We start from the raw sequence: 8862 nt of genomic DNA on the forward strand, positions 1-8862 counted from the left end.
CGGGGCAGCGCGTCGAAATCGTGGTTTCCGGCCACCGCCACGACCGGGATGCCTGCGTCTCCAAGCCGGCGGAGGCCTCGCTGGAGCGGCCCCAGCGCCTCGTAGCGTTTGTTTTGGGCGTCGACAACATCGCCGGTCAGCACCACCCCGTCCACCGCCTGTTGTATGGCGTACGACACCGTGTTCTCCCACACCCGGTCGACCGCCCACTCTCGGTCTCGCGAGTGCACCCCGGACGGGTAGCGACCGAGGTGAAGGTCGCCGGTACACAATATGCGGCAAGGGGCGCTGGCCACACGGAGTCACAGGGCTATGAAAGAGAGACACACCCGCTCGCATCCAAGGCGAGACCGGGGACGGCAGCGGGCCCCACCATGGTAAGAAAACCTCAGTTCCGTCCCCAACTCGTCCGCCCCCCTCCGGCCGGGCGTATTACGCATCGGGGTTCGGCGGCGCGGACAGCCCCTCCCATGTTGGCACAAGTTGGCGCTCGGAGCGGGCAGGCGATCCCGTCGTGAGACCACTCCCACGGTGGACGGCCCAACGCGCCGTAACAGTCGCCATCTCTCAAACGACCGAACTGTGCATTGTCAGCAACTTGGGTGTGTTCACGACAGAGGCGCGCCCAAAACGGTGTGCTGATCTTGCCCACGTAGCTGTGGGCGCCCCGCGTCGGGAGTCCCTTCCAGAGACCAACCCGGCGTGGGGTTTTTGCATTGAGGACAAGCGATTTTCTACAGCATTCCTTCGACCGTTCGGTTCAGGGGCACCTTGCAGTCCTCTGCACCATCGGCAAGACGCCCCAACAGAAAACGCCCCTCAGGCCGCCATTTTCAGGCGCTGAGGGGCGTTTTTATAGCTGTCGCTTGGTGCCCGAGAGAGGACTCGAACCTCCACGGCCGCAAGGGCCACGTGACCCTGAATCACGCGCGTCTACCAATTCCGCCACTCGGGCATCAAAATGTGGACCCAGCCAACGCCCACGACCTCCCGAAATGTTCCTTGAAATTACCGCACACCCGCCCCTTGCCCCAGGTCAGGGCTCGCACTCTCCGAATTCGGTTTGTACGTTGCCAATTGTCGATCCCGCTTATTAACTGCCCCGTGCCTCATGCGACGTGTGCGTCTTCGAAGTGTGTGCCTTCTTGCGTTACTCGGTCTCGTCCTCGGCGGCCTCGCGGGGGCCGCCTCCCCGGCCCAGGCGCAGTACGCTCAGGACTCCCTCGCCTTCGACCTGGAGCACGTGTTCGACCTGGAGTACGCGTCGGACCCACAGATCTCGCCGAGTGGCGACCGGGTCGTCTACGCCCGCACCTTCATGGACAAGATGAAGGACCACCGGGCCTCCCGGCTCTGGATCGTGCGCGCGGACGGATCGGGGCATCGGCCCCTTACTGCTCCGGGGACGAATGCGTCGCAGCCTCGCTGGTCCCCCAGCGGCGACCGGGTCGCCTACGTGGCATCCACGGAGGGGGACGGGGCCGAGATCTTCGTCCGGTGGATGGACACCGGCCAAACCGCCCGAATCACGCAGCTCGACGAGTCCCCGAGTGGCCTCTCGTGGGACCCGGAGGGGGATCGGCTGGCCTTCTCGATGTTCGTCCCGTCGGAGGCGCAGCCCTTCGCCCGCATGCCGAGCCCGCCGGAGGGGGCCGACTGGGCGGAGCGGCCCGACGTCATCGACCAGACCTACTACCGCTCTGACGGCGGCGGATACACCGAGAAGGGCCATACGCAGCTCTTTACGGTGTCGGCGTCGGGCGGCACGCCACGACAGATCACGAGCGGCCCCTACGACCACGGCGGCACCCCCACCTGGACCCCCGACGGCGAGACGCTCCTCATTAGCGCCAATCGGCACGAAGACCGGCGCCTCGACCCGCTCAACACCGAGGTGTACGCCGTGGATGTCGCAAGCGGGGCCGTGACGGCCCTCACCAACCGCCAGGGGCCGGACGGCGACGTGGCCCTGTCTCCGGACGGCAGCACGATCGCCTACACCGGCTTCGACGACCGCGAGCAGGGCTATCAGGTGACCAAGCTGTACGTGATGAACCGCGACGGCACCAACGCGCGCCTCCTCACCGAGGGCTTCGGCCGGGACGTCCAGGCCCCCACGTTCACCGCCACCGGCGAGCGCATCGTCTTCCAGTACGTGGACGAGGGCTCCACCAAGATTGGCAGCACCACGCTCGACGGCGACCGGCGCGTCGTGGCAGAAAATGTGGGGGGGACCTCCATCGGCCGCCCGTACACGAGCGGCTCCTTTAGCCTCGCCTCCGACGGACGGGTGGCCTACACGCACGCCACGTCCCAGCGCCCCGCCGACGTGGCGGTGGCGCGGGCCGGCCAGCAATCGCGGGTCCTCACGGCCCTGAACGACGACCTGTTCGATCAGGCCGCCCTCGGCAGCGTCGAAGAAATCACGTACGAGTCGTCCCACGACGGCCGCACGATCGAGGGCTGGGTCGTAACCCCGCCCAATTTTGACCCTTCGGAGGACTATCCCTTGGTCCTGGAAATTCACGGCGGCCCCTTCGCCTCGTACGGCCCCTACTTCTCCGCGGAGGTGCAGCTGTACGCCGCCGCCGGCTACGTGGTGCTTTACACCAATCCCCGCGGCTCCACCAGCTACGGGCAGGACTTCGGCAACGCGATCCACCACGACTATCCCGGGCACGACTACGACGACCTGATGTCCGGCGTGGACGCCGTCCTGGAGCGCGGCTACGTGGATGAAGATCGCCTCTACGTGACGGGCGGAAGCGGCGGCGGCGTCCTGACGTCCTGGATCGTGGGCCACACCGACCGCTTCCGCGCCGCCGTGGCCGCCAAGCCGGTGATCAACTGGTACAGTTGGGCGCTCACGGCGGACATGTATCCGTACGGCGTCAAGTACTGGTTTCCGGGAATGCCCTGGAACCACGAAGACCACTACATGGAGCGCTCCCCACTCTCGTACGTCGACAACGTGACGACGCCGACCATGCTGATGACGGGCACCGAGGACTACCGCACTCCGATGTCCGAATCGGAGCAGTTCTACCAGGCCCTGAAGCTGCAAGAGGTGGAGACGGCGCTCGTCCGCGTTCCGGGGGCGTCCCACAGCATCGGCGCCCGCCCAAGCCACCTGGCCGCCAAGGCCGCCCACGTGCTGGAGTGGTTTCGTCGCCATGGCGGGCCGTCCCTCAACGAGTAAACCCCCTGGACTGCGCCCCCGGGTCTCGCCCCCGTGAAAAGAACATCAATCCCCCGGCGTAGAGGGGCGGTGTTGGGGACGACGGCCCGGATGTCATGCGGAATCGTCGGAACCCAGGCCAGCACCGTGCCGTTTCGCGCATCAGGTCTTTTGGGAAGGCCGCTGCTCCTGCTTCCTTCCCATCTTGCCTTCGATTCCTCGGTAGCTCAACGGTAGAGCATGCGGCTGTTAACCGCAGGGCTGCTGGTTCGAATCCAGCCCGGGGAGCACGCGCCCAGTCGGTGACCGCCGGCTGGGCATTTTCTTTTTCGCGCTTGGATGTCGGCTGGACCTGTGCCTGCCCCCGGCCCCCAACTCCACCGGTCTGGATTCCGTACCGGCGACCGGCGGCGTCCCCCTCTTCATTCCACCTCTCGCCTCGATAGCGAGGTCGAGGCCCCGAATGAGCGTCTCTACGTCATCGGCACACTGCGCCCCCCAACACCGACACGCTGTGCGGGCGCAGCCGCCTGCATGGGGCCGTAACGATCCGCGAATATGTGTTTCTCCTGTCGAACCTGGAGAATGAGCGGGTCTAGAAAGAATGTTCGTCTCCTTACAGCTTCCCCTTCTGCCCTATGGCTTCTGATTCTCCTGTCTATCTTCTTCTCGGCGCAACCGGCGGCATCGGGACCGAGGTCGCCCACCGGCTTGCCGACGACGGCGCACAGCTCGTCCTCGGGGCCCGCACCGAGAGCGACCTGGACGACCTGGCCGCTGCCACTGGCGGCGACGCGATGCCGCTCGACGCCACTGAGTTCGAGCAGGTGCAGGCCGCCGTGTCGCACGCTACCGACACCTACGGGGGCCTCGACGGGGTCGTCAACTTCGTCGGCTCGGTCCTGCTCAAGCCCGCCCACCTCACCAGCATCGACGAGTACCGGACGCAGATCGAGAAAAACCTCGACACGGCCTTCAACACCGTGAAGGCCGCCGGGCGGCCCATGATGCGGGAGGGCGGCTCGATCGTGCTCATGACCTCCGCGGTGTCCCGCACCGGCCTCAAGAACCACGAGGCGATCGCCGCGGCCAAGGGCGGGGTTACGGGCCTCATGCAGGCCGCGGCCGCCACCTACGCGGGGCGGGGCATCCGGGTGAACGCGGTGGCTCCGGGACTCATCGGCGGCGGCGAGCGGTCGACGAGCCAAATGTCGGAGCAGATCCTCAGCTCCGAGGCGGGCCGGAAGCAGTCCGAGAAGATGCACGCCCTGGGCCGCGTCGGCACGCCGGAGGACGTAGCCCCGGCGGTCACGTGGCTCCTCGACCCCGAAACGGACTGGGTGACCGGACAGGTCATCGGCGTGGACGGCGGCCTGAGCACGGTGCGCCCCGGATAGCGCAACACTGCGCCGTTCCCGGCCGGGCGCAAGGGCGAGCCGGAAACGCCCCCGCTCGGTCCCCCGCTCTCCTTTTCTTCGCTCCCTCGGTGCTTCCATGCGGACCCTGATCCTCGTCCTTCGGGACCAACTCGACCGCGACGCCACCGTCCTGCAGAAGGGCGACCCGGGCCGCGACGCCGTGGCGATGACGGAGGCGGACGTGCACCGGGACCGATACGCGGAGCACAAGCAGCGCCTCGCCCTCGGCTTCGCGGCGATGCGCCACTACCGGGACGACCTGCGCGACCACGGCTGGACCGTCCACTACCAGCCGGCCGACGCCCCGGCCGCGGCCGAGGACGCCCCCGCCTTTCTGCGGCAGCAGCTCGCCGAGCATCAGCCCGAGCGCGTCGCCATGACCGAGCCGGGGCGCCACGCGCTCCTGGAGGCCCTCGAGGCCGTGTGCGAGGAGATGGGCGTCCCGCTCCGCGTGCACGCTGACGACCACTTTCTGGCGACCCACGACACCTTCGAGCAGTGGGCCGATGGGCGCAAGGAGCTGACGCTGGAGTACTTCTACCGCGAGCGGCGCCGCGAATACGATGTCCTCGTCACCGACGACGGCGACCCTGTGGGGGGCGACTGGAATTTCGACGACGACAACCAGGAGAGCTTTGGGGCGGACGGGCCGGGCATGGTGCCGGAGGGCCCCACATTCGAGCGCGACGCCATTACCGAAGATGTGCTCGACCTGGTGCGCACCCAGTTTGCCGACGCACCGGGGGCGCTCGACGAATTCCGCTGGCCCGTCACCCCCGCCCAGGCCCACGAAGCCCTCGCGGACTTTGTGGAGCACCGGCTGCCAAACTTCGGCACGTACCAGGACGCGATGTGGACGGGCCGGGCCTTCCTCTACCACTCGCGCCTTTCGTGCGCCCTGAACCTCAAGCTGCTCGACCCGATGACGGCGGTCCGGGCCGCCGAGGAGGCGTACCACGACGACCACGCCCCCCTCAACGCCGTGGAGGGCTTCGTGCGCCAGATTCTCGGCTGGCGCGAGTTTGTGCGGGGCGTCTACTGGCTGCACGCCCCCGAGTACGTGGACCGCAACGCGCTGGACGCGACCGAGGACCTGCCCGAATTCTACTGGACCGGCGACACGGACATGCGGTGCCTGAGCGAGTGCGTGGGCCAGGTCCGGGAGCACGGCTACGCGCACCACATCCCCCGCCTCATGGTGATGGGGCTCTTCGGGCTGCTCTACGGCGTGGACCCGCAGCAGATGAACGAGTGGCACGAGGCGATGTACGTCGACGCCTGGGAGTGGGTCTCCACCCCCAACATGGTCGGCATGGCCCTCTACGCCGACGGGGGCACCGTGGGCACCAAGCCGTACACGGCGTCCGGGAAGTACATCAACCGGATGAGCAACTACTGCTCGCACTGCCGCTACGACCCGGACACAGCCGTTGGGGACGACGCCTGCCCGTTCACGTCGCTCTACTGGAACTTTTTGGACCGACACCAGGAGACCTTCTCGGGCAACCGGCGCATGAACTTCCAGCTCGCCAACGTCCGGCGCAAGTCCGACGCGGAGCTGCGGGACATCGCCGAGCGGGTGGAGGAGGTGCGCGCTTTGGCGAACGCCGGCGACCTTTGATTTGTGGAGCGCGGGGTGGCCTGCACGGCCCTTTCGAGAATGTGACGTCCCCTCGACTCCGGGAACGTCTGCGCGCCCGCTCAGGTATCAGCACTCAGATTTTGAACTTGGGTCTCTCCACGCCCCCCTCATGCAGCACTTCCTTCCCCCCATTGCGGCCTGTGCGACGATGGCCCCCGAGGCCGTCCGATGTCGTTGTTGGTGTCGGTGCTGCTCGTCTACGGAGAGGCCGCGTTCGGTCGGTGCCCCTCAGGCCTGTGGAGCGACACAGTGAACGGGCCCCGACATGTTGTTGACGCCTCACGCCTCTCCGGCCCCGCCGCGAGAGGCGTTTTCTTTTGTCCCCTCGACCGCTTGCCCCCATGCGTGCTGCCTCCGCTCCCCCCACGAATCCGGCCGTCTCGTCGGCGCCCCTGGTCGACGCCATCGGCCAGACGCCCCTCCTGCGGCTCGATGCCCTGACGGCCGACCTGCCGGACGCCGTGACGGTCTGCGCCAAGGCGGAGCACCTGAACCCCGGCGGCTCGGTGAAGGATCGCCCGGCCCTCCGCATGATCGAGGCGGGGCTCGACGCCGGCACGTTCCTCCCCACCCAGACGCTCATCGACGCGACGAGCGGCAACACGGGCATCGCCTACGCCATGATCGGCGCGGCGAAGGGGCTGGACGTCACCCTCGCCCTCCCCGAAAATGCCTCCGCGGAGCGCAAGAAGGTGCTCCGTGCCTACGGGGCCGAGCTTCTCTTGACGGACCCGATGGCGGGCACGGACGGTGCCCAACGCCGCGTGAAGGAGATCGTCGACGCGCATCCGGACCGCTACTTCTACCCTGACCAGTACAACAACGACGCGAACTGGCGCGCCCACCACGACGGCACCGGCACTGAGATTTTGGAGCAGACGGACGGCTCGGTGTCCCACTTCGTCGCGGGCCTCGGCACCACCGGCACCTTCACGGGCGTCACACGCCGCCTGAAGGCGCACGACACGTCGATTCAGTGCGTGGCCCTACAGCCTGGAACGGCCATGCACGCGCTCGAGGGCCTGAAGCACATGGAGACCGCCATCGTGCCTGGCATCTACGAGCCGGACCTCGCCGACGCCCACCGCACATGCACCACCGAGGCCGCGGTCAACATGACGCGCCGACTGGCCCGGGAGGAGGGATTGCTCGTCGGCCCGTCGGCGGGGGCGAACGTGGCCACCGCCCTCGACGTGGCCCGGTCGCTCGACGCCGGCACCGTCGTCACGATTCTCTGCGACACCGGCACCCGCTACCTGAGTGACGACTTTTGGAATGAAGAGTGATACGTGAGGCGTGATCGTGACGGAGCACTGGCAGCGTTCTCATGCCTCACGCATCATGTTTTACGCATCACGTTTTACGCGTCATGGGTCTCACGCGTCCCGTTTCACGCATCAATTCCCCGTTTCACCAACGCAGCCCCTGAATGGAAACGACCGAACCGATCCTCGACGCCATCCGTCAGCACGGCACCGACGCCTACCCAGAGGAGGGGTGTGGCTTCCTGCTCGGCACCGTGACGGACGACGGCGACAACCGCGTCGCGGCCCTTCACCGGGCCACGAACCGCCGCACCGAGAATCGCGAACGGCGCTACGAGCTGACGGCGGACGACTACCGCGAGGCCGACGCGGCGGCACAGGAGCAGGGCCTCGACGTCGTGGGCGTCTACCACTCCCACCCCGACCACCCGGCCCGCCCCTCGGAGACGGACGTGGAGGAGGCCACCTTCCCCGGCTACACCTACGTCATCGTCTCCGTCCACGACGGCACGCCCGAAGACCTGACTGCCTGGACCCTCGCCCCGGATCGCTCGGAGTTTCGGCGCGAGGCGATCGATGTGCGCGCTCCCGAGACCGCCTGACAACGCTGCACCACACGTCTTCACACTTCGAAGTTTCAACCTTCCAACGGTCAACACCAACCATGCCAACCACCGACACCACCGTCACCCTCCGCATTCCCACCCCGCTCCGCTCCGCCGCCGACGGCCAGTCAACCGTCGAGGTGGAGGCCGACACGGTCGACACCGCTCTCCGGGCCCTCGTGGACCGCTACCCCGACCTCGCCGACAACCTCTACGACGAGGACGACGAGCTGCGCCAGTTCGTGAACATCTACGTCGGCGACGACGACGTGCGATTTGGCGAGGGCGTAGAGACCCCGCTGGAGGCGGGCGACGAGGTCTCCATCGTGCCCTCGATTGCGGGCGGATGAACGCCCACGTTTCACTGCACCGCCACGACCAGGACGAATAGACCTGATTCTGGTTGGTAGTGCGTATTCCGTATTTCGTATCCGCACAGTGTCGACTTATACGCAATACGAAACACGCAATACGAAATCTCACTTTGGCCAACCATTCCGTATACACCAGATGCCTACGACCACTGCTGCCCCCAACCAGAAACAGTCGGAGCTGTCCCCCGATGAGCTCCAGCGCTACAGTCGCCACCTCACGCTTCCCGAGTTTGGACGCGAGGGACAGGAGGCGCTCAAGGATTCGTCCGTCCTGCTCGTCGGGGCGGGCGGCCTCGGCTCCCCTGCCGCCACGTACCTCGCCGCGGCGGGCGTCGGGCGCATCGGCCTCGTCGACTTCGACACGGTCGAGGCGTCCAACC

At 67.2% G+C, this 8862-nt stretch carries 8 protein-coding genes and 2 tRNA genes; 8 read left to right on the forward strand and 2 right to left on the reverse strand.

What is annotated here, in order from left to right:
* Together V5A20_RS11465 and V5A20_RS11470 are read right to left on the reverse strand one after the other, a co-directional pair.
* On the reverse strand, positions 1 to 296 hold a 296-nt coding region (locus V5A20_RS11465; protein ID WP_332327383.1), incomplete at its 3' end, for a metallophosphoesterase.
* 571 nt (positions 297 to 867) lie between these two features.
* Positions 868 to 955 (reverse strand) — tRNA-Leu (locus V5A20_RS11470).
* Between the two features lie 156 nt (positions 956 to 1111).
* Between V5A20_RS11470 and V5A20_RS11475 the strand changes: the two genes are divergently transcribed.
* The 8 genes from V5A20_RS11475 to V5A20_RS11510 form a co-directional block, all read left to right on the forward strand.
* On the forward strand, positions 1112 to 3199 hold the full coding sequence (locus V5A20_RS11475; RefSeq protein ID WP_332316209.1) for a S9 family peptidase: 2088 nt from the start codon (positions 1112 to 1114) through the stop codon (positions 3197 to 3199).
* A 195-nt stretch (positions 3200 to 3394) separates the two neighbouring features.
* Positions 3395 to 3466 (forward strand) — tRNA-Asn (locus V5A20_RS11480).
* A gap of 350 nt (positions 3467 to 3816) precedes the next feature.
* Entirely contained in the window at positions 3817 to 4575 is a 759-nt protein-coding gene (locus V5A20_RS11485; protein ID WP_332316211.1) for an SDR family NAD(P)-dependent oxidoreductase, read from the forward strand.
* A gap of 97 nt (positions 4576 to 4672) precedes the next feature.
* A complete protein-coding gene (locus V5A20_RS11490; protein ID WP_332327385.1) occupies positions 4673 to 6217 on the forward strand; it encodes a cryptochrome/photolyase family protein in 1545 nt (514 codons plus the stop codon).
* Between the two features lie 362 nt (positions 6218 to 6579).
* Positions 6580 to 7524, forward strand: coding sequence for a PLP-dependent cysteine synthase family protein (locus V5A20_RS11495; RefSeq protein ID WP_332327386.1), 945 nt, complete (start codon positions 6580 to 6582; stop codon positions 7522 to 7524).
* Between the two features lie 143 nt (positions 7525 to 7667).
* Positions 7668 to 8105, forward strand: coding sequence for a M67 family metallopeptidase (locus V5A20_RS11500; RefSeq protein ID WP_332327387.1), 438 nt, complete (start codon positions 7668 to 7670; stop codon positions 8103 to 8105).
* A gap of 62 nt (positions 8106 to 8167) precedes the next feature.
* Entirely contained in the window at positions 8168 to 8458 is a 291-nt protein-coding gene (locus V5A20_RS11505; protein ID WP_332327389.1) for a ubiquitin-like small modifier protein 1, read from the forward strand.
* Positions 8459 to 8618: 160 nt separating this feature from the next.
* On the forward strand, positions 8619 to 8862 hold a 244-nt coding region (locus V5A20_RS11510), incomplete at its 3' end, for a HesA/MoeB/ThiF family protein (protein WP_332327390.1).

It is taken from the genome of Salinibacter sp. (assembly GCF_036626415.1).
In the GTDB taxonomy this organism is placed as follows: domain Bacteria; phylum Bacteroidota; class Rhodothermia; order Rhodothermales; family Salinibacteraceae; genus Salinibacter.